Origin of the sequence: Bacteroides luti, assembly GCF_900128905.1 — a bacterium.
Classification (GTDB): Bacteria; Bacteroidota; Bacteroidia; order Bacteroidales; family Bacteroidaceae; genus Bacteroides; species Bacteroides luti.
Map to the genome: position 1 here is coordinate 75,559 of NZ_FQTV01000005.1, position 21,528 is coordinate 97,086.

At 37.7% G+C, this 21,528-nt stretch carries 20 protein-coding genes and 1 pseudogene; 7 read left to right on the top strand and 14 right to left on the bottom strand.

The annotated features are described in order from the left end of the window. Nucleotides 1–20 precede the first annotated feature (20 nt). The 3 genes from rpoN to BUC21_RS05910 form a co-directional block, all read right to left on the bottom strand. Nucleotides 21–1,484 (bottom strand): RNA polymerase factor sigma-54, encoded by a 1,464-nt coding sequence (rpoN, locus tag BUC21_RS05900; protein WP_073400200.1) that lies wholly within the window; start codon nt 1,482–1,484, stop codon nt 21–23. 109 nt (nt 1,485–1,593) lie between these two features. Next, on the bottom strand, nt 1,594–3,267 hold the full coding sequence (locus BUC21_RS05905; RefSeq protein WP_073400518.1) for a nucleoside kinase: 1,674 nt from the start codon (nt 3,265–3,267) through the stop codon (nt 1,594–1,596). A gap of 153 nt (nt 3,268–3,420) precedes the next feature. Then, nucleotides 3,421–4,134: an SIR2 family NAD-dependent protein deacylase gene (locus tag BUC21_RS05910; RefSeq protein ID WP_073400202.1), complete on the bottom strand. Its 714-nt coding sequence runs from the start codon at nt 4,132–4,134 to the stop codon at nt 3,421–3,423. Nucleotides 4,135–4,297: 163 nt separating this feature from the next. Here BUC21_RS05910 and BUC21_RS05915 point away from each other — a divergent pair, with 163 nt between their 5' ends. The 4 genes from BUC21_RS05915 to BUC21_RS05930 all read left to right on the top strand — a co-directional run bounded on the left by BUC21_RS05915 (nt 4,298) and on the right by BUC21_RS05930 (nt 6,741). Beyond that, nucleotides 4,298–4,882, top strand: coding sequence for a BamJ family beta-barrel-assembly machinery protein (locus tag BUC21_RS05915; RefSeq protein WP_073400204.1), 585 nt, complete (start codon nt 4,298–4,300; stop codon nt 4,880–4,882). Between the two features lie 19 nt (nt 4,883–4,901). Next, nucleotides 4,902–5,768: a BamJ family beta-barrel-assembly machinery protein gene (locus BUC21_RS05920; RefSeq protein WP_073400206.1), complete on the top strand. Its 867-nt coding sequence runs from the start codon at nt 4,902–4,904 to the stop codon at nt 5,766–5,768. 186 nt (nt 5,769–5,954) lie between these two features. Further along, complete coding sequence (locus BUC21_RS05925) at nt 5,955–6,434, top strand: Lrp/AsnC family transcriptional regulator (protein ID WP_073400208.1); 480 nt, start codon at nt 5,955–5,957, stop codon at nt 6,432–6,434. Then, nucleotides 6,430–6,741 carry a DUF4491 family protein gene (locus tag BUC21_RS05930; protein WP_073400520.1) on the top strand — a complete coding sequence of 104 codons (312 nt, stop codon included), beginning with the start codon at nt 6,430–6,432 and terminating at the stop codon, nt 6,739–6,741. Before BUC21_RS05925 ends, BUC21_RS05930 begins: the two co-directional genes overlap by 5 nt. 35 nt (nt 6,742–6,776) lie before the next feature. Here BUC21_RS05930 and BUC21_RS05935 read toward each other — a convergent pair whose 3' ends face one another. From BUC21_RS05935 to BUC21_RS05945, 3 genes are all read right to left on the bottom strand, one after another. Beyond that, the gene (locus BUC21_RS05935) at nt 6,777–7,628 is read right to left on the bottom strand and encodes a DUF3667 domain-containing protein (RefSeq protein ID WP_073400210.1); all 852 of its coding nucleotides are present in this window, start codon (nt 7,626–7,628) and stop codon (nt 6,777–6,779) included. A 62-nt stretch (nt 7,629–7,690) separates the two neighbouring features. Beyond that, nucleotides 7,691–8,752: a butyrate kinase gene (gene buk / locus BUC21_RS05940; protein ID WP_073400212.1), complete on the bottom strand. Its 1,062-nt coding sequence runs from the start codon at nt 8,750–8,752 to the stop codon at nt 7,691–7,693. 3 nt (nt 8,753–8,755) lie between these two features. Next, entirely contained in the window at nt 8,756–9,670 is a 915-nt protein-coding gene (locus tag BUC21_RS05945; protein ID WP_073400214.1) for a phosphate acyltransferase, read from the bottom strand. Between the two features lie 353 nt (nt 9,671–10,023). On the opposite strand from BUC21_RS05945, the gene BUC21_RS05950 reads away from it, so the two are divergent. The 3 genes from BUC21_RS05950 to BUC21_RS05960 all read left to right on the top strand — a co-directional run bounded on the left by BUC21_RS05950 (nt 10,024) and on the right by BUC21_RS05960 (nt 12,483). After that, nucleotides 10,024–10,932 carry a S66 peptidase family protein gene (locus BUC21_RS05950; protein WP_073400216.1) on the top strand — a complete coding sequence of 303 codons (909 nt, stop codon included), beginning with the start codon at nt 10,024–10,026 and terminating at the stop codon, nt 10,930–10,932. 105 nt (nt 10,933–11,037) lie between these two features. After that, entirely contained in the window at nt 11,038–12,036 is a 999-nt protein-coding gene (locus BUC21_RS05955) for a M20 family metallopeptidase (RefSeq protein WP_073400218.1), read from the top strand. 21 nt (nt 12,037–12,057) lie between these two features. Further along, the gene (locus BUC21_RS05960) at nt 12,058–12,483 is read left to right on the top strand and encodes a SufE family protein (protein ID WP_073400220.1); all 426 of its coding nucleotides are present in this window, start codon (nt 12,058–12,060) and stop codon (nt 12,481–12,483) included. Here BUC21_RS05960 and BUC21_RS05965 read toward each other — a convergent pair. From BUC21_RS05965 to BUC21_RS06005, 8 genes and pseudogenes are all read right to left on the bottom strand, one after another. Continuing rightward, on the bottom strand, nt 12,480–12,899 hold the full coding sequence (locus BUC21_RS05965; protein ID WP_073400222.1) for a hypothetical protein: 420 nt from the start codon (nt 12,897–12,899) through the stop codon (nt 12,480–12,482). The genes BUC21_RS05960 and BUC21_RS05965 overlap by 4 nt on opposite strands. Nucleotides 12,900–13,140: 241 nt before the next feature. Beyond that, complete coding sequence (ribF, locus tag BUC21_RS05970; protein WP_073400224.1) at nt 13,141–14,079, bottom strand: riboflavin biosynthesis protein RibF; 939 nt, start codon at nt 14,077–14,079, stop codon at nt 13,141–13,143. A gap of 7 nt (nt 14,080–14,086) precedes the next feature. Next, a complete protein-coding gene (locus BUC21_RS05975) occupies nt 14,087–14,701 on the bottom strand; it encodes an HAD family hydrolase (RefSeq protein WP_073400226.1) in 615 nt (204 codons plus the stop codon). A gap of 2 nt (nt 14,702–14,703) precedes the next feature. Then, a complete protein-coding gene (locus BUC21_RS16600; protein ID WP_317043345.1) occupies nt 14,704–16,740 on the bottom strand; it encodes a calcium-translocating P-type ATPase, PMCA-type in 2,037 nt (678 codons plus the stop codon). A 92-nt stretch (nt 16,741–16,832) separates the two neighbouring features. Further along, a pseudogene (locus BUC21_RS16720) lies at nt 16,833–17,604 on the bottom strand (P-type ATPase); the annotation flags it as partial. A gap of 1 nt (nt 17,605) precedes the next feature. Next, nucleotides 17,606–19,189 (bottom strand): S41 family peptidase, encoded by a 1,584-nt coding sequence (locus BUC21_RS05995; protein ID WP_073400228.1) that lies wholly within the window; start codon nt 19,187–19,189, stop codon nt 17,606–17,608. 17 nt (nt 19,190–19,206) lie between these two features. Then, nucleotides 19,207–19,659, bottom strand: coding sequence for a pantetheine-phosphate adenylyltransferase (gene coaD, locus BUC21_RS06000; RefSeq protein WP_073400230.1), 453 nt, complete (start codon nt 19,657–19,659; stop codon nt 19,207–19,209). A gap of 4 nt (nt 19,660–19,663) precedes the next feature. Continuing rightward, complete coding sequence (locus tag BUC21_RS06005) at nt 19,664–21,526, bottom strand: DNA topoisomerase IV subunit B (protein WP_073400232.1); 1,863 nt, start codon at nt 21,524–21,526, stop codon at nt 19,664–19,666. Nucleotides 21,527–21,528: the final 2 nt, after the last annotated feature.

Genomic DNA, 21,528 nt, shown 5'->3' on the forward strand with positions numbered 1-21,528 from the left:
TACATCAATCTGTTTAATATTTATTTTCTAAGCCTTGCCACAGGTATATTCATCTGCTGTCTGTATTTGGCAACAGTACGGCGGGCAATGGGGAAACCTTCTTTTTTCAGAATCTCTGTCAATTCATCATCAGTTAAAGGTTTCTTCTTATCTTCGTTATCAATATGTTCTTTCAAAATTCTTCTAATCTCTCTGGATGACATTTCTCCACCATCTTCCGTAGTAAATCCTTCTCCGAAAAAGTATTTAAGAGAAAATATTCCAAAGTTTGTCTGTACGTATTTACTGTTACTTACACGAGATATTGTTGAGATATCCAAACCGGTACGATCTGCTATATCTTTCAGAATCATTGGTTTCAGTAAAGATTCGTCTCCTTCAAGGAAAAACGGTCGTTGCACATCAATAATAGCTTGCATCGTTGTGATGAGTGTATTTTGTCTTTGCTTTACCGCTTCAATAAAACCCTGAGCTGCATCAATTTTCTGTTTCAGAAAAAGCATTGCATTTTTAGAGTCTTTTGATTGATTCTGTTTATTCCTGGTGTGCTCATCCAACATATCCATGAAATTACGATTCATCCGCAATTCAGGAACATTTCTGTTGTTGAGATTTAATATAATAGTTCCATCGTCGAACGTATCTACAATAAAATCGGGTACAATTTGCTGCAGGTTTCTTCCAATAGCTTCGCCCATAGAACTACCCGGACGAGGATTTAGTTTGGTTATTTCCTGAAGTGCTTCCTGAAAATCTTCTTCAGAAAGGTTTAGCCTCTGCATAATTTTATCCCAATGCTTACGGGTAAATTCATCATAGCACTTTTCAATGATATTAATCTCATTTTGTTTTGTGTATGAATCTTCTTTCCGTTTTATCTGAATAAGCAGGCATTCCTGTAGATTTCGGGCACCAATACCGGCAGGATCAAAATCCTGGATAATATTAAGCACACTCTCTAACTCTTTCTCGCTGGCATCAATTCCACCATAAATTGCCAACTCGTCAGAAATATTATATAAGCTTTTTCTCAGAAGTCCATCATCATCAAGAGAGCCTATTAGATATTCGGCTAATTCAAGTTGGTGCTCAGTCAGGTTACGTTCTCCTAACTGTTCTTTCAGAATTTCATAGAATGAGGTTACCTCAGAAAATGGAATATCTTCTGCACGTTCCTCCTTTGAGCGGCTACTTTCCTGAAGTTTATAATCGGGAATATCATCATCCGTAAGGTAATCTCCCAATGAATAATCTTCGTTTGAGTCTGAAAAAGAATCATCATCCAGACCGTTTTTATCTAAATTATCTTCAGCAGAGCTATCGGGTTCTCCTTCTTCGAGAGCCGGATTCTCAAGAATCTCGGCACGAATACGATCTTCCAGTTCCACCGCCGGCAATTCCAGCAGTTTAACAACCAGAATTTGCTGCGGTGAGAGGGTCTGCACCTGCTGCTGAGACTGTATCTGATGAGTACCTTGGGCCATTCTTAATTATTTAAACCTTTGAATTTTTAAATACGATACAAATTTAATGAATAGTTCGATATAGTATACCATTCCGGATTTATTTGTTGCCACAAAATATTACAAAGGACTAATACTTAAAGCTACTGCCTCCTAAGAACTCTCTTAAAAGGGAAGTTGGCGGAATCTCTTTTTCCTGTATCGGCACAAAATACTTGATAAACTTCAATAGCCGGTAAGCCTCTGCATATTCCGGACAATTGCGGGGCACACCTGTTAAAACCGGCTCTACAAAGCGCCGTAACACTGCAATCTCAAACAATAATGCAGAATTAAACATCACATCCGCATTCTCCTGATAAGGAAAAATCCATTTATCTTCTCCGGCTCTTACACTTGGCCAGCGGGAAATCGTTTCTCTGGCAGAATATCCACGGTAATTACTATCCCGGATAATTCTACGAATCAAACGATTATCGGTAGTAGGAATCCAGTTATGATCGTCCAATGATATGGTTGTCAATGCCGAGACATAAATCTTAAACTTATTCTTTGCAGGGATAAGAGGTGTAAGCTCCGGATTTAAAGCATGAATTCCCTCCAGTATAAGAATTGTATTTGACTCTATTCTAAGCTTATTTCCTTTATATTCTTTTCTACCCAAAGCAAAATTGAAGGTAGGTATTTCAACCTCTTCTCCTCTTAGCAATGCTTCGAGATGGGCATTGAAAAGTTTCAGGTCGAGAGCATACAGCGATTCATAGTCGTAGTTACCTTTTTCGTCCAAAGGAGTTTCTTCTCTATTCACAAAATAATCATCCAGCGAAATGGAATAAGGTCTAAGACCGTTTGTCATAAGCTGAACCGACAAGCGTTTACAGAATGTAGTTTTACCGGAAGAAGAAGGACCGGAAATAAGAACCAATCTAACTTTCCCTCCGTTTTCTCTTCTTTGATAAATAGTGTCGGCAATCTGAGCTATCTTTTTTTCTTGCAGTGCCTCGGCCACATTAATAATGTCTGTTGCATGTCCTTCATTGCAAGCCACATTAAAATCGCCAACATTATTCATATCCATAATGTCGCTCCATTTGAGATATTCTTTAAAGACATCAAGCATTTTTTCCTGCTTCACAACTTCTTCAAGAACATTAGGGTTTTCTCTGCTTGGGATGCGAAGAAGCAAGCCGTCATAGTACTTCACAACATCAAATAATTTTATATCTCCGGTACGAGAAAGAAGACTTCCGTAATAGTAATCTATATAATCGCCAAGTGTGTAATAGTATGTATAGATAGATCCGGACGTTTCGAGCAACTTGACTTTATCCATCATATTACGCTCAGTAAACAGTTTTACGGCTTCTGTAATATGACACTCAGTGCGACGAAAAGAGAGGTTTTCATCTATAATCTCTTGCATCCGGGTTTTAATACGCTCTACATCTTCGGACGTTACGGAACGACCAAGAAGAAGGTTGCAAAAATATCCTTTTGAAACCGGATGTTCCAGAAGGATCTTCCCATTCGGAAAAACATCTGCCACTGCCTTACAAAGAACAAAGCACAATGAACGAACATAGGTCCGCATACCCGATAAATCTCTGAAATCGAGAAACTCAATGTCTTTATTATTATAAACACGGAAATTAAGACCTTCGGCACGATTATTTACCTTGGCGCTGAGCACCGGATAAGGGAAGTCCAGATTAAACCCTTTAAATATGTGCATCAGTGAACTTCCTATCGGAAAATCTTTATAAGTATTATTATTCTGGCAATATATTCTGACTGTTTCTGTCATACGATTCATTTTTTAGATGGCTAAATATATTACATAATAACAAAGAAGGCAATTAACAGGCTAAAGAATTAAATATTAAGACCTCCTTTTTATTAATTTTTAAAGCTCGTAAATAAATTCTCTTACCAATTCCGGAAGAAAGAGAAAAATAAACTATGCATTAACTTGTCCAGTTAAAAGCCTTACGAACTCACTCATCCCCTCAGAAGCAACCTTACGGATTACATGAATGTGATGATGATTGGTATTTACTGTTACCTCATTAGGATCGACAAGGTATACCGGAGTTTTAAAAGGAACATAGTTTAATAGACCTGCAGCCGGATATACATTCAAAGAAGTGCCTATTATCAGAAAGATATCGGCTTCCTGAACATATTGGATGGCTTCATCTATTTTAGGAACAGCTTCACCGTACCAAACAATATAAGGCCTGTATTGCGATCCATCAGGAGCTAAGTCTCCAACTTTTATATTATATTCTTCTGGAGATAATTCCTTTACGTATCTTTGATCATAAGGAGAATAAGAAGAGCACACTTTTGTTAGTTCTCCATGAAGATGAATCACTCTTGTACTTCCTGCACGCTCATGAAGATCGTCTATATTCTGAGTAACGACAGTTACATTAAATTCCTTTTCCAGCTCGGCAATCAGTTTATGTCCCTTATTAGGTAATGAAGTGAGCAATTGGCGGCGCATATCATTATAAAAATTCAGTACTAATTCCGGATCCGAAGCATATCCTTCAGGAGTGGCAACCTGTTCAATCGGATATTTGCCCCACAGCCCGTTAGCGCCTCTAAATGTGCTACCACCGCTTTCAACACTTATCCCTGCACCCGATAAAACAACTAGTTTTTTCATAAAAGTACCCTCCTATTTAAACGTTTTTACAAAAATAATAAAAATAAAAGCATAAAAGAAGATTCATTCAAATAAAACTCTTATTTTTGTGTGCTACTTTGTAAGCTTTTGACTGTTAGTCAGGTTTAACAAAGAGCCTATTGATAACACTTATAATTTAAGAATGGATAAATTTAGTTATGCTATCGGCTTAGGTATAGGCCAAAACCTTCTGAGCATGGGCGCTCAAAACATCAATGTTGATGACTTTGCTAATGCTATAAAAGCAGTTCTGAATAACGAAGAACCAGCAATGTCCCACACAGAAGCCCGAGAAATTGTTAACAAATATTTTGCTGAGCTTGAGAACAAGATGAATGCTACCAATATTGAAATAGGAGCTTCATTCCTTGAAGAAAACAAGAAAAAAGACAATGTAATAACATTGCCTAGCGGATTGCAATACGAGGTTCTTACAGAAGGCACTGGAAAAAAAGCACAAGCAACAGATCAGGTAAAATGCCATTACGAAGGAACATTAATTGATGGTACCTTATTTGATAGCTCAATAAAGAGAGGCGAACCTGCCGTATTTGGTGTTAACCAGGTTATCCCAGGATGGGTAGAAGCTCTACAATTAATGCCGGAAGGTTCTAAATGGAGACTTTATATTCCTTCAGATTTAGCTTATGGAGCTCGTGGAGCCGGAGAAATGATTCCTCCTCACAGCACATTAATCTTTGATGTTGAATTAATTCAAGTTTTATAATAAACACTTTAAAAGCAAAATGAAAAAAGTTAGTATTTTTATGGCTATTGCTGCAGCAGCAACTCTTGCTTCTTGTACAGGTAAAGGCCCAAAAGCAGATCTTAAGACAGACATCGACTCTTTGTCTTATTCTATTGGTATGAGCCAGACTCAAGGTTTAAAAGATTACTTAGTACAAAGAGTAGAGATGGATACTGCCTATATGGATGAATTCATCAAAGGATTAAATGAAGGTGTTAAAGAAACTAGTAAGAAAAAAGACGCTTACTATGCTGGTCTTCAGATTGGTCAACAAATCAAGAATCAAATGATCAAAGGTGTCAACAAAGAATTGTTCGGAGCAGATTCGACTAAAACAATCAGTGTTGATAACTTCATGGCTGGTTTCGTTGCAGGAACTTTGGGCAAAAACCAAAAGATGACAATGCAACAAGCTCAGGAATACACTCAGAAGAACATGGAAGCTATTAAGGCAAAATCAATGGAAAAAGCTTACGGTGCAAACAAAAAAGCCGGTGAAGATTTCCTTGCTGCCAACAAAGCAAAACCAGGTGTTGTAACAACAGCTAGCGGACTTCAATACAAAATTGTAAAGGCTGGTACTGGAGCAATTCCTTCAGATACTTCTAAAGTAAAAGTTAACTATAAAGGTACTTTAATTGACGGAACAGAATTTGACAGTTCTTACAAACGTAAAGAACCTGCAACATTTGTTGCTAATCAGGTAATCAAAGGATGGACAGAAGCATTGAAATTAATGCCTGTTGGTTCAAAATGGATTATCTATGTTCCTCAGAATCTTGCTTATGGTTCAAGAGACGCAGGTCAAATCAAACCATTCTCAACTCTTGTATTTGAAGTTGAATTGCTAGAAATTGTTAAGTAATTAACACGCAAATATATTAGCGAGGGATGTTCTTTCAGAACATCCCTTTTTCTTTTTCATATCGTAAAAAACGGATAATTAGAAAGTGAGTTTTGATTTTTCTTAGATAATTGATAGGTAAATTAAAATATTTATCTATATTTGCTTACTATTTGATACAAATAGAGAACTTATTAATCAATTTATATGGAAAAGATAGACAATCTTGACAGACAGATTCTGGAGATAATCTCACAGAATGCTCGTATTCCTTTTAAAGATGTCGCTGCAGAATGTGGCGTTTCACGCGCGGCCATTCATCAGCGTGTGCAACGATTGATAGATCTGGGTGTTATTGTCGGATCTGGATATCACGTAAACCCAAAAAGCTTAGGCTACAGAACTTGTACTTATGTAGGAATCAAGCTTGAAAAGGGTTCTATGTATAAAAATGTAGTAGCTCAGCTAGAAAAGATTCCAGAAGTTGTAGAATGTCATTTCACAACCGGTCCTTACACAATGCTTACCAAAGTATATGCATGCGACAATGAGCACTTAATGGAACTGCTGAATTCTAAAATGCAGGAAATTCCAGGCGTTACCGCTACTGAAACATTGATTTCACTGGAACAAAGTATTAAAAAAGAAATTCCAATCAAAATACAAAAGAACCTAGCGGATGATTGAATTGCTTAATTCATACCATCTTACAGGACTTGTAATTGGCATTTGTACTTTCCTTATAATCGGACTCTTTCATCCCGTTGTGGTTAAAGCTGAGTATTACTGGGGAACAAAATGCTGGTGGATATTCCTGTTATTAGGGATTGTTGGTGTTATTGCCTCTTTCTCTACTGAAGATATATTTCTTTCTTCGTTATCAGGTGTATTTGCATTCTCTTCTTTCTGGACCATAAAAGAGGTTTTTGAACAGGAAGAAAGGGTAAAAAAAGGATGGTTTCCGAAAAACCCAAAACGAACATACAAATTCTAAGAAAGGATGCCTTATGGCATCCTTTCTTTTTATAATCAGCAAAGGCCTGTGAGATGGCCTAATCCTTGTCCCGCAAAAGCGATAAGTATTGCTATCAGAACTCCCATAATCACATAGATCAAAAGAAAAGGGAAATACAGCAGATAGGTATAAACTGTTCTTTTGATTGTTTTTCTGATGCCTCCTTCAAACAAATGATAAAAGAAGTACAATGTTACCAAAAAGTAAACTATCCAGGTAATATTCTCCCAACCGGATAAATAAGAAGAACCTTTCAACAAAAGTTCAAACGGCATAAAGAGGATTGAAATAACAATATATAAACTGGACAGATAAGCACCACCAAAAAGATATTCCACGAAATTATAATTGTATGCTCCTGCTTTCCGAAAAGCAATCTTAGTAGCCAGAATAAACGGAGGAATAATAAAGATATTTATGAAAGCATAATTCTCCGACAGGTGGTTTATTATATACTCCAGCATATTAATAAAAGTCTTGTTCAGCTGGAAAGGTGTTCCATCACCTAGCGCGATTCTAAAAATTCCATCGGAATGCTTTGCACCAGCTTTCACGGTTTCAACAACTTCGGGAGCTAACCAATGATGAAGAAGACCATAAATTGCAGAAAGAATAATAAGCAGAGGGAAGGGCTGGAAATATTTAACTCGCTTACAATTTATATAATTCAGCACCAGCTCTCCCGGATTAATAAACAGCATTTTTATGGTATAAAAGAAACCTTTATCTACATGGAGGAATCCATGCATCAATGTTTCCACCAATGATTTATAAGTTAATCTGTCTGCGCTGGCTTTCTGACCACAATTATTGCAGAATTTACCTTCGAACTCGTTACCGCAGTTCTTACATGTTAATTGAGACATTCTTATGCTTGTTAAAATTAAGCCACAAAAATATCAAATTTTATTTAATTCTATTGCTTTCTTTAATAATACTCCTTACAATTTAGTTTTCCCCTTAAAACTCCTAAAGCATTAAAGGCCAATGCTTCCATCTCGTCTTCACCGGGAAACACATAAACCGGGGCAATAAAAGCAATATATTCCTTAAGTTTATTAATGCAATAATCATTGTAAGAAATACCTCCGGTAAGAAGAATTGCATCTATCTTCCCGTGAAGTACTACGCTCATGGCACCAATCTCTTTGGCAATATTATAAATCATGGATTTCAGCACAAGCTCGGCCCTTGCATCTCCTTCATTGATTCTTTTAACCACATTCTGTGCATCAGTTGTTCCCAAATGAGCCATCAATCCGCCCCTACCGGTAATCATCTTTTTAATCTCTTCCTGGGTATAATCACCACTAAAGCAAAGATCAACCAATTGTCGGGCAGGAAGAGTTCCAGCTCTTTCTGGTGAAAACGGACCACTGCCTTCAAGGGCATTATTTACATCAATAACCCTTCCCTGACGGTGAGCAGCCACGGAAATTCCTCCACCTAAATGGGCTACTATCAAATCCAGCTCTTCGTACTTCTTATTAACGGAACGAGCATATTTACGAGCTATTGCCTTATGATTAAGAGCATGAAAAACAGACTTACGCATCATTAATGGAGAGCCCGACAGGCGAGCAACATCTTCCAGTTCGTCTACAACTACAGGATCGGCAATGTACGCTTTGCAACCAGGGATAAGAAGAGCAATATCTTCGGCCAGTAGTCCGCCAAGATTACATGCATGTTGCATGGTAGCATTCCGAAGATCATTCTTCATAGCCTCATTCACCTCATATACACCGCTGGCAATTGGCTTAAGTAATCCGCCACGGCCAACAATTGCGGCAAAATCTGAAAAGAGGTTTTCTTTTTTAAGCTCATCAATAATCAATTCCTTTCGGTAATCGTACTGGGAAAGGATTGTAGGAAAATGAGACAGAGCCTCGGGTGAATGATAGAATGTTGTTACAAAAAGACGGTTTTCGTTATCGTACACTGCTATTTTTGTAGAAGTGGAACCGGGATTAATCGCAAGAATTCTCATAAATTAGTCTTTGTTACATGTAAGGCAAGCCATAGCAATACTATAATACTTTGAGAGTCCACAATCGCTTCTGGAAGGCAATACTACAGGACAAACCGGACCTTGAAGCAATCCGGCCATAGTAGCATTTGCAAAAAGAGAAACACCCTTATAGAAAGCATTTCCAGATTCAATATTAGGAAAGATCAGCACATCGGCTTCTCCATCTATAGGGGAAGCAATTCCTTTTATATCCCCACTCGCCTTTTCGCAAGAGGTTCTTACATCAAGCGGTCCGTCAATAATAACATCTCCAAACTCTCCGGCTTCTGCCAGCTCCACTATATTCACATAATCGAGCGAATGAGGAAACTTGGCACTTACCTTTTCAGTGCAATGAATCAAAGAGATTCTGGGCTGTTCAATACCAAAGCTGTGACATGTATGGATAGCATACCAAATCATTTCAATACGCTGTTGTAAAGTGGGACGGGGAATAACTGCCGCATCCGAGAAAAACAGCAGTTTATCGTATGTAGGTATCTGCATAACAGACAGGTGAGTAAGCACTTTACCCTGAGGCAACAAGCCCTTTTCTTTGTCTAATATGGCACGCAATAGATTATCCGTATTGATAATTCCCTTCATCAGAATATCTGCACCACCTTCGCGAACAATCCGTACGGCTTCACGTGCTGCTTCATCAGAATCTTCTATGTGAATAATCTTCACATACTCAGGATACTTCTTCAAAGCCTGATACTTATCAAGGATGGAAGAATCTCCGATCATAAGAAGTTCGGCTATTCCCTCTTCAACTGCTCGCGTAATTGCATACTCTGTATTAGGATCGTTTGCACAAACCACAGCAATCCGCTTACGCTTCTTCAGCGTCATTAAATGAGCTGTCAATTGATCAAAACTTTTAATTGGTTCCATAGTCCTGTGATTTTTAGCAAATATGCAAAAAAAGATTGATATTTGTACTACTTATCCCAAAATATCAATCAAAAAGAAAGTTTAGTTTGAGTATTCGTCCATAAAGAGCCCTCTTTAATAACAATATGATACTTTTAGAATGCTTAAATCATTAAAAAGTATATCTTTTTAAAAGGCACTAAAGCAAATTACAAAATAGTGTAGAGCAAATAATATTAAAGTGTACGGCTTTTTAGATTTTGGTCTACAATAAATTAAAAAGTATTGAGGAATAAACCACTTAGCTTTCACTATTTCCGGCATAGAATAATCTATAATAAAATTTTAGTGTACATTTGTACAAAAAGAAATATATGAGAACTATTCAATTTCCACCTTATCTGCAGGAAGGAGATAGGGTTACAATAATATCGCCGGCCGGCAAAATAGACAAGAACTTTCTAAAGGATGCCAAAAAGACTCTTGAGTCCTGGGGATTGGAAGTAGTAATTAGTAAGCACGCCGCAGGAGAAGCCGGAAGGTTTTCGGGATCTGTAAAGCAACGTACTGCCGACCTTCAGTCGGCAATGGATGATGAAAGTACAAAAGCAATTCTTTGCAGCCGTGGTGGCTACGGAGCTATTCATCTTATCGATCAGATAGACTTTACCAAGTTCCGCGAAAATCCGAAGTGGTTACTGGGGTACAGTGACATCACTCTGCTTCACGAACTGCTCCAATACAATGGTTTTGCTTCGGTACATTCGCCAATGGCAAGACACCTTTCTGTAGAACCTAAAGACGATGTTTGCTCTTTACATCTGAAGAATTTACTGTTCGGAGAATTACCCACCTACCAGTCTCCTAAACATAAACTAAATATTAAGGGAACTGCAAAAGGAACTCTCCGGGGTGGCAATCTCTCAGTTTTGTACGGGCTCAGAGGAACTCCTTACGATTTTCCGGCAGAAGGAACAATCCTTTTTATAGAAGATATCGGAGAAAGGCCTTATCATATAGACCGGATGATGAATAACCTGAAACTTGGGGGCGTTCTGGAAAAACTTTCGGGTTTGATTGTAGGACAGTTTACCGAATACGAGGAAGACCTTTCAATAGGCAAAGAGGTGTACGAAATGATTGCCGACATGGTGAAACCATACGGCTACCCTGTATGCTTTAATTTCCCTGTTGGCCACGTGGTTAATAATGTGCCACTTATCTGCGGTTGCGAAACAGAACTAACGGTTGGAAACAACGGTGCTGAATTAATATTCAAATAGTTATAGTCAATCCGTTGAATTTTGTGAAATCTACATAGGAAATGAAATTAATCTCCCGAAAGATTTGTACTTTTGGAGCCGAAAAAATAAAGTAACACAAGAAGAATGAAAAGAAATTATTTCATACTTGTCACTGCAGCCCTTCTGTTTGGCTGCGCATCATGCGGTAACAGCAATAAATCTGCCATGAATCAAACAGAGGAAACAACAGTTGTAAAGGCACCGGATTTTGATGCAGACAGCGCCTATAATTACGTACAGGCACAGGTTGATTTTGGTCCACGAGTACCAAATACCAAACAACACGTGGCTTGTGGAGAATATCTTGCAAAGAAACTTGCATCAACGGGTGCAAAAGTCATAGACCAATATGCCGATCTGACTGCTTACGACGGAACAATCCTGAAAAGCCGAAACATCATAGGATCCTTTAATCCTGAGACAAAGAAGCGTGTACTTCTTTTTGCTCACTGGGATACACGCCCATGGGCCGACCAGGATAAAGATGAATCAAAGCATCACACTCCTATTCTTGGAGCCAACGACGGTGCCAGCGGTATTGGTGTATTACTTGAAATTGCACGCCAGTTAGGTAAAAAGGCCCCTTCAATTGGCGTGGACATCATTTTCTTTGATGCCGAAGATTACGGAACACCCGAATTTTATAAAGGAGAACATAAAGAGGAAAGCTGGTGTCTGGGAACACAATACTGGGCAAACAATCCACATGTAGAAGGATATAATGCACGTTTTGGTATTCTTCTCGATATGGTGGGAGGCAAAGGCGCTACATTCTATAAAGAAGCTTACTCAAGCGAGTTTGCTAAATCTACAGTAAAGAAAGTATGGGACAAAGCCAACTCTATGGGATACGCAAGTTATTTCATCAATCAGGATGGCGGATATGTAACAGACGATCATTTGTTTGTAAACAGGATTGCAAAGATACCAAGCATCGATATTATTCCTACCGACTTAAGTACTCCTGATGGAGGTTTCGGTTATTTCTGGCATACAACAGATGATAATATGAGTAATATAGATCGTTCAACACTCAAAGCTGTGGGACAAACAGTACTTGAGGTTGTATATAATGAAAAATAAATTTAGAAAAAACAGATAAATATGACCATTAATGAATTACAAGATCAAGTCATTGAAGAATTTAGTGACTTCGATGACTGGATGGACAAATATCAATTATTGATTGACCTGGGAAATGAGCAGGAACCACTCGAAGAACAATATAAAACAGAACAAAACCTTATTGAAGGCTGCCAAAGCCGCGTTTGGCTTCAGGCTGATATGGTAGACGGGAAACTGATGTTTAAAGCCGAGAGCGATGCGCTGATAGTGAAAGGAATTATTGCTTTGCTTATAAAGGTAGTATCAGACCATACACCAGATGAGATATTGGACAGTGAACTCTATTTCATTGATAAGATAGGATTAAAAGAACACTTATCACCAACAAGGAGCAACGGATTGCTTTCCATGGTGAAACAGATGAGAATGTATGCGTTAGCATTCAAAACAAAAGGAGGAAACTAAGTTTTCCTCCTTTGTTCTTTTATCAATATTACCAGAAATGTCAGAAAAATAATACCTGTAGCTGCTACCGCAATATATCCCCAGGAAAAGCTCCAGGTAAAAAATGATAGCGCAAAAAGAATTGTAGAAACTATTAAGGATATTATATCTCTTTTTAATCTTCCTTTTTGTCTTAATCTGTTATGAATTTGCTCTTCATCTATAAGCAATTCACACCCTACAGAACGAATAAGCATCTGCATCATTGATGGTGTTATAGCATTTGCATCATATTCCACTTTCATCAACATATTCGAAGGATTCACAGATACTCTTAAGACTCCAATCTGAGATCTTATTATTCGCTTTAGCCATTGGGCTTTTTCTTTATGTCTTATATTCTCAATGAGAAATACACTTCTTGTTATCGTATCCATACCCCTAAATAATTATTATAGAAACAATATTAAAAGCTCTCAAATTCTGTTTTAATATTCTAAAGGTAATAATAAATTTCAGAATTCCGAGATAAGAATTATTTTTTATAAAAAAATTGAAGAATCAGGAATATTGCTTATATATAGGTCAACAAAAAAATGAGCTATAAAGTTCAATAGAGGAATATTACAAGGCAGGATATATAACAATAAAATCTATACAAAATTAAGCCTCAATATTTTAATCAATAGGCATGTAAGATTCAAAAACCTTCTCAACATCTTTCATATCCTGATGAAGCTGGGCCTTCAATGCTTCGATGCCGCTAAACTTAATTTCCGGACGCATACGCTTAATAAAAGTCAGGTGAATGTTTTTGTCATAAATATCATCCGAAAAATGGAGAATGTTTACTTCAAGAGTACGGTTGGTACCATTATGTACAGTAGGACGGACACCAATATTAAGCATTCCTATATACTCTTTACCTTCTACAGAGACGCGTACTGCATAAACTCCGTCGGCAGGGATAATTTTACCTGATGTAATGGCTATATTAGCGGTAGGGAAGCCAATAGTACGGCCAAGCTGAAATCCTTTCTCAACAACGCCGTCTAAGTAGTAATGATATCCTAGATAAAAGTTGGCTTGATCTAGATTCCCGGATATGAGAGCGGCACGTATTACAGAAGATCCTATTTTCTTATTCTCTATGGAAAGTCCTTTCGCATGCAACACATCCATGCCAATCTCTTTACCATACTGGCAATATTCATTAAAGCCCTCACTACGATTATGACCAAAACGATGATCATAACCAATTATCAGTGATTCAACTTTAAATTGATTTTTCAAAATATCGGCCATAAAGTCGCGGGCTGTTAAAGCCGAAATCTCAGGAGTAAACTCTAAAAGGAAACAATAGTCGACTCCCGCATTACTTAACAGCTCTACTTTTTCTTTAAATGTAGAAAGTAAGTCTAACTGATAGTTTGCATCAATCACTTTACGAGGATGCACAGGAAAGGTTATTATCGCTGTACGAAGTCCCTTACTTGCAGCAACGGCTTTTACCTGTTCTATGAGATAGCAATGTCCTTTATGTACCCCATCAAAGAATCCTATCGTTGCAACACATGGTTCAATTGCATAATCTTTTGGATCGCAAATGATCTTCATATTCTGATTATTTAAAGATATGCCCCCAATCTTCCTGATCTTTGGGAGTATATGTATGAATACCAAGCAATTCTGCCGTCTTACAATTAACTGCAGAGTCGTCTATAAAAAATGTTTCTTCCGCCCTTATACCAGTCTCAAGCAAAACCGTCTGAAATATTTCTTTGGAAGGTTTTAACTGATGTAACTGATATGAGAGGAATATCTTCTCGAAAAAATCTTCTGCTGTGAGGTTTTTATAGGAGAAGAAACGTTCACAAGACATTTCCCAATGAATCTGATTGGTATTGCTCAACAAGTAAACAGAGTAACGTTCACGAAGACTTAGCAACAAATCCAGCTTATAAGAAGGAACGCTAACCAGAAAACTATTCCAGGCATCGTCAATCTGGCTGTCGGTAATATCTTTACCGGCAGCTTTTCTCAACTCTTCATGAAATATATCTGTTGTTATATCACCATTCTCAAGATCTTTAAGAAGTCCAAGCTGATAATAAGGGTTCAACATTTCCTCGATACAGTCTGCACCAATCTTTTTAAATGAATTTATGCATCGTGAACGATCTAAATCAACCAATACCCCACCAAAGTCTATAATCAGATTCTTTATATTATCATTCATTGTTACTTGTTATTCAAACGTCTTACAAAGCGGAACAGTTCGCCAGCCCACAAAACAATGGATGTTAAACCAATTATTTTAATCCATGTTTGCAGATCAAGAGGTTCTGTACGGAAAACGTCTCCACCTAATTGAACAATCAGAATCTGTCCGATAAGAATAATCAATAATACAAGTATTGTTCCGTATGATTTTGAAAGACCTTTAAATGAGCTATCATTCGTTCCAAAGACTCTTGCATTAAACAGATTCCAGAATTGAAGCATTACAAATGTTGTGAAGAAGATTGTCAGGTTCTCCACAGTCATTACTCCGTCATCACCAGTATTATATACAATCATTCCCAGCAAAAGAACTAACAAAGTTGTTCCAAGGCCTATAATGTTATAACGCATCTTCTTAGTGATTATAAAATCGGAGCTCTTTCGTGGTTTTTCTTTCATTACATCAATGCTAGGCGGAATTGAAGCCAAAGCCAATGCCGCAAAGGTATCCATTATAAGATTAACCCAAAGCATCTGAGTAACCGTCAAAGGTAACTCTGTACCAACAAATGCACCAAGCAATACAATAAGCAAGGCTATAAAGTTGATTGTCAGCTGGAATACAATGAATCGCTGTATATTCTTATACAGTGAACGTCCCCACATTACTGCTGTACTTATACTGTTAAATGAATCATCAAGCAATGTAATATCACTAGCTTCTTTAGCAACCGAAGTTCCTGTTCCCATAGAAAGTCCCACTTGAGCATGGTTCAAGGCTGGAGCATCGTTTGTACCATCACCGGTAACCGCAACAACTGCACCTTTTTGCTGTAATAGCTGTACCAGGCGTTGCTTATCTGTAGGACGGGCACGAGACATTATCTTCAAGTCGAGTACACGATCCAATAATTCTTCATCACTTAGTTCAGCAAAACCAGCACCTGTAATATGATTCCAATCAGTGTCGGCTTCTGTCCACAAACCAATCTGACGAGCAATCTCTTTAGCAGTTCCCGGAGTATCACCAGTCACAATCTTCACATCAATTCCTGCCGACTTACATTTTTCCACAGCTGCAGGAACATCCAAACGAATAGGATCGGATATTGCAACTACACCAAGGAAGTTTAGATCGTTACCAGCTGCCAGGTCAACACAGTCATTAGAAGAATCGGCATCAACAATCTTATAGGCAAAGCCTAAAGTACGCATTGCCATATTTTGATATGCCAGCAATTGAGCTTCCACTGTTGGACGATATTCTGAAGCACTAACGGTTTTATCTCCTAAAATAACTTGCTTACATTTTCCTAATACAATTTCAGGGGCACCTTTCACAAATAATATTTTCTTATCAAGAAGTGAAGATTGCACTAAAGTAGCCATGAACTTTCTTTCGGTTGAGAAAGTTAACTGATCATATACCTTTGCATCTTCTCTTAACTCAAGATAGTTCACATCTTGTGAATTCAGCCATAACAATAACGCTACCTCAGTTGGGTTACCAACACCTTTTGGTTTAGAACCAGCTTCTCCATTTTCAAGAAATGCCGTAGAGTTTGCACTAATACCTTCCTTAATCAGATTACTAATTTCATCATCTGCCAATTTCCCGCTTTCTTTCAAACCATAGAATTTGGTTTCGTGCACCTGCATCAAGTTCTGAGTAAGAGTTCCTGTTTTATCTGTACAAATAACAGTTACAGCTCCCATTGTTTCGCAAGCATGCATTTTACGAACAAGGTTATTGGTAGAAAGCATGCGGCGCATATTTAATGCCAGACTAAGTGAAACACTCATTGGCAAACCTTCCGGAACAGCTACTACGATTAAGGTAACAGCCATCATGAAGTATTTAAGCACAATTTGGAAAAGCGCTATATAAGCTTGCCAGTTATCTGTTTCTGTTGAATTCAGACCATAAGCCATAAAAGCAATAACTGCAATTAATACAGCAGACACAATACCCGTGAGCGACCAGAACCATGACGGTTTCTTATTTATTGAATAAGAGAACTTATGAGGCATCCACATTTTAATTGCAGCAATCATCAATCCTACAATTGCAGCAATAGAAATGATCTTTGGTCCGATAAGGTTATCATGTAAAGTACCCTGATACTCTACAGAGCTAATGAACAAAGCATCTTTGATAAAGAAAACAAGGAAAGTAGCAAGCGCTACAGAGAAACCAATTGTTCCAATAAATTGTGCAAGCTTAGACAATTGAATATTTAACGGAGTAGGCTCCTCACTCTTTTCGGTAGATTGTTTGGCAACTTTACCAATCTCAGTGGCATCACCTACACGAAGAACTTTCATTATTCCATGACCGTCAACAACAGTTGTACCACGCATTACCATATTGGAAGCATAGGTTGCTTCTTCATCAAAGCGAGATTCATCAGTTGTTTTCTCAACAATAGGCTCACCAGTAAGGTTAGATTCATTAACCTGCATAGATATAGCTTCAATCAATTCACCATCAGCAGGAATCTCTTCACCGGTTTCAAGCATGATTATATCACCAGTTACTACGTCTTTACGAGGAATTTCAAATACTTTGCCGTTACGAAGAACTTTAACCGCAGTTTCTTCGTTGACCGCATTCAGCAAGTCAAACTTCTTTCCTGCATCATACTCAAAATAAAAGCCGATGCCGGTTGCCAGAAAAATAGCAAAGAATATACCTATTGTTTCTGCATATTCGCTTTCTATAATTGAAATCAGCAATGAAAACACTGCAGCAACGAGCAGTACACGAACAATAGGATCTTCGAACTTTTCAATATAAAGTTTCCAGAGAGAAGGTCGCTTAGGAGGAGTTAATAAGTTAACACCATTTTTTTCACGACTTTCAATAACCTGCTGGTCATTTAACCCAATGTGATAATAATCATTCTTCGATGCAGCCATATTAATTTAATCTAGTTAATTTCTTTTCATAATCACCTGTCTGTAATATTTCAACAGCCTTTTTTACACTCTCGTTCGTAGAGTTCATTACGTGATAATATTCGTTCATATCCCAAAGATCGCGAGCAATAAGAGCCTTTAACTGAGCTTTTATCAACGATTCGGAAACCTTAAGTTGTTCTTTATTCAGTTCCACTTTGGCTTCTGTTCCCATAGCTATCAAGTTGTCCATCATAGAACTGCTTATCTCAAAATTATTATTGAAATCAGCGAACGATTTATATTTGCCAAGTAATTCTTTACGATGATTTTCAATATATTTCAGCGTCATTTTCAAGACAACCCCTTTTGCAACAAGATTACGATGATAGTCTGTATAAAGAGTTGTATCAACAGGAACAAAATAGTCGGGCATAATTCCACCTCCACCATAAACAATTCTTTCAAATTTCTTTGTTTTACATTTCAAAGAATCAGGGAAGTGAATGCTATCTGAATTCATCATTTCACCTTTATTGTACCGGTTAATTAAATCCATATTGTACTTTTCAATACTTTCATAAGGCTTTTGAATACATCTTCCGGCAGGAGTATAATAACGGGCAACCGTTAAACGTATCATTGAACCATCAGGCAAATCAATAGGACGTTGCACCAGACCCTTACCAAACGAGCGGCGTCCAACAATTAGTCCTCTATCCCAGTCCTGAATTGCACCAGACAAAATTTCACTTGCAGATGCAGAAAATTCATTAACCAATACTACTAAGCGGCCTTTTTGAAAACTTCCAGTTCCTTTGGCAAAAAAATCACTACGTGGTGTTTTTTGTCCCTCTGTATAAACAATTAATTCTTTCTCTTCCAGAAACTCATTAGCCAAATCGATAGCAGCATTCAAATAACCACCGCCATTATCCTGCAAATCAAGAATTAAGTCCTTCATGCCTTTCGATTTCAATTCCTTGAGAGCTTTAGCAAATTCCTCAGCTGTTGTAGAAGCAAAACGATTGATACGAATATAACCTATTTTGTCCTGTATCATATAAGATGCATCCAAGCTATAAAGAGGAATACGGTCACGTTTCACTTTAAACTTAAGTGGTTCATTTACGCCTCTTCTCAGTACAGTTAAATTAACCAGTGAACCTTTCGGACCTTTCAGACGACGCATCACTTCGTCGGTACTCATTTTCACACCGGCAATAGCTGTATCATTAACAGCAATAATTCGGTCACCGGCTAAAATACCAATCTTCTCAGAAGGTCCTCCTGATACAGGTTGAATAACCAAGAGAGTATCTTCGGCCATATTAAATTGTACACCGATACCTTCGAAATTGCCTTGCAAGGGTTCATTTAGTTTTTTAACCTCCTCAGGATTAGCATACGTTGAATGAGGATCCAGCGTTGAAAGCATTTTAACAATAGCATCTTCTACCAGCTTATCTTCATTAACTTTATCAACATAAAGATTATTAATTGCAAACTCCGCCATATGCAGTTTGCGGGAAGCCACGGTTCCATAATTCTGAGCTTGTGCACTAACCGCGAACAAACATATCAAGGAAATAATTACTTTTTTCATTCAAAAACTGTTTTATATCAGATCTCCAACCCTTTGGGAATAAAGCAGCTGATATCTTTATTATAATGCAAAAGCTCTCTAACAATAGTGGAGCTCACGCAAGTCAGTTCCGGTTCTGTAAAGAGTAAAATAGTCTCAATTCCGGCCAATTGTCTGTTGATATCAGCAATGGTCTCTTCATATTCAAAATCCTTCACCGTACGAATTCCACGAACTATAAATTTTGCATCGACAGAATTTGCAAAATCAATAGTAAGAGAGTTATAAGGCACTACCTTTATTCGCGGTTCATCTTTATAGAGATTACTAATCATCTCTACACGTTTTTCTATCGGGAAATAAGTTTTCTTGTTTTCATTAATACCAATACCTATTACTATTTCATCCATAAAGGTCAAGGCACGCTTTACTACTGAAAAATGACCAACTGTAAAAGGGTCGAATGTTCCCGGAAATATGGCTCGTTTCATAATTTTAAGCTACATCTTCTTCAATAACCAGGTTGTCAATAATAAAATTCTGGCGCTCCATGGTATTTTTGCCCATATAGAACTCTAAAAGTCCTTTCACCAAATCGTTTCTTCGGAGAGTAACTTGTTCTAAACGAATATCTTTACCAATGAAATGTCTGAACTCATCAGGAGAAATTTCACCTAACCCTTTGAATCGGGTTATTTCGGGATTAGGAGAAAGTTTATTAATAGCACTAATACGTTCTTCTTCCGAATAACAATAAATAGTTTCTTTTTTATTTCGTACACGGAAAAGAGGCGTTTGCAGAATATACACATGCCCCTTCTTTATCAGATCAGGGAAAAACTGCAGGAAGAAAGTAATCAATAACAGACGAATGTGCATACCATCCACATCGGCATCTGTTGCAACAATTACTTTATTATAGCGCAATCCTTCAATACCGTCTTCAATATTTAATGCAGCCTGTAGCAGATTGAACTCTTCATTCTCATAAACCACCTTTTTGGTTAATCCAAAAGAATTCAATGGCTTACCACGTAAACTAAATACAGCCTGAGTATTTACATCACGGCTTTTCGTAATAGATCCACTAGCAGAATCACCCTCGGTAATGAAAAGGCTTGATTCTTCCTGATCCTTACCTTTCAAATCGTTTAAGTGAACACGACAATCGCGCAGTTTGCGGTTGTGCAGGTTCGCTTTCTTAGCACGTTCTCGAGCTAGTTTGGTTACACCGGCAATTGCCTTACGTTCTTTCTCTGAATCTTGTATTTTTTGAAGCAGAATCTCAGAAGTCTCATGGTTGATATGCAAAAAGTTATCAAGTTCACGTTTTACAAAGTCACCAATAAACTTACCAACAGAAGGGCCATCAGGGCCAACATCCTTAGAACCAAGCTTTGTTTTTGTCTGAGATTCAAACACCGGTTCCTCCACTTTAATACTGATAGCTCCCACCATACCGGATCGAATATCAGCATAATCAAAGTTCTTAGAATAATATTCTTTAATTGTTCTTGCTACAGCCTCACGGAAAGCAGCCAAATGGGTACCACCTTGAGTTGTATGTTGTCCATTAACAAACGAATAGTATTCTTCGCCATACTGATCGCTATGGGTAAGAACCATCTCAATATCATCTCCGGATAGGTGAATAATTGGATAAAGCGGGTCAGTAGTCATGTTTTCATTTAACAGATCGACCAATCCATTTTTGGAATGGAATTTCTTTCCATTAAAGATAATACTCAAACCAGTATTGAGGAATACATAATTCTTCAATAAGGGCTCGATATGTTCATTCAGATAATGATAATCTTTGAATATTGTATCATCAGGGATAAATTCAGTTAATGTACCATTATCATGCTCTGTTTCTGAAATTGGATAATCATTAATAATATTACCCCTTTCAAATTCAGCGGTTTTTTCCTCGCCTTCTCTGAAACTGGAAATACGGAAGAAAGAAGATAGTGCATTTACGGCCTTAATACCAACTCCATTCAAACCGACAGATTTCTTGAAGGCTTTAGAGTCGTATTTACCACCTGTATTCATTTTTGAAGAAACATCTATCACTTTTCCTAACGGAATACCACGACCATGGTCACGGACTGTAACTTTTCCATCTACAACCGTAACTTCAATAGTCTTGCCATAACCCATCATGTACTCATCGATAGAATTATCCAACGCCTCTTTCAGAAGTACATAGATACCATCATCTGAATGAGAACCATCACCTAATTTTCCGATATACATACCAGGGCGACGGCGAATATGTTCTTTCCAATCTAGGGTCCTAATATTTTCCTCGGTATATTCTGTAACCAGGATCTTTTCTTCAATATTTTCTTCCATAA